Raw genomic sequence first — 343 nt, forward strand, 5'->3', positions numbered from 1 at the left:
TCAGCATCGACTTTTATAACCACATGTAAGTGATTACTCATCACGGCATAAGCACAGATATCAATAGCAAAGATGGTCGCTAACTCTAGAATGCGTGAATCGACCCACTCACGCCGATGCTCAAAGTTCTCTCCTGTTGAGTGATCAATTCCACACAGAAAAGCCTTACGTACCACACGAGAACAGCAGTGATAGTAAGGTGTATCTTCCAGGCTAACGATTGTCTGTCTTGGTCTGGCCATCTTAGATTACCTGTCTGAGTTAAAGGTAACTAAGCCTAGTTGAGTGCTTGCTATTTAACCAGTTGGGTTGGGTGGCCATGTTTAGTTATGATGTTTAGTTA

General features: G+C 42.9%; 1 pseudogene. It reads right to left on the reverse strand.

Annotated features, from left to right (window positions below):
• Positions 1-242 (reverse strand): annotated as a pseudogene (locus CXF88_RS14400) (transposase); the annotation flags it as partial.
• Positions 243-343 lie beyond the last annotated feature (101 nt).

Source organism: Shewanella sp. ALD9 (assembly GCF_002836315.1).
Classification (GTDB): Bacteria; Pseudomonadota; Gammaproteobacteria; order Enterobacterales; family Shewanellaceae; genus Shewanella.